Raw genomic sequence first — 210 nt, 5'->3', positions numbered from 1 at the left:
CGCGGCGCTGCGCGAAGGTGTGCAGACACGCGCCAACATCCTCGTCGCGGGCGGGACCGGCAGCGGCAAGACCACGCTGGTCAACGCGCTCCTAGCCGAAGTCGCCAAGACTACCGACCGCATCGTCCTGATCGAAGACACGCGCGAGCTTCAGTGCGCCGCGCCGAACCTCGTCGCTATGCGGACCAAGGATGGCGTCGTCACGCTGTC

The 210-nt window shown here is 67.6% G+C and carries 1 protein-coding gene; it reads left to right on the top strand.

The genetic code is table 11. The features are described 5' to 3' along the window. A partial coding sequence (locus AX735_RS02285) for an ATPase, T2SS/T4P/T4SS family (RefSeq protein ID WP_156447396.1) occupies positions 1-210 on the top strand: 210 nt, incomplete at both ends.

The organism is Blastomonas sp. CCH1-A6 (genome assembly GCF_001556365.1).
Classification (GTDB): domain Bacteria; phylum Pseudomonadota; class Alphaproteobacteria; order Sphingomonadales; family Sphingomonadaceae; genus Blastomonas; species Blastomonas ursincola.
This window is presented reverse-complemented; position numbering and strand designations above follow the sequence as displayed.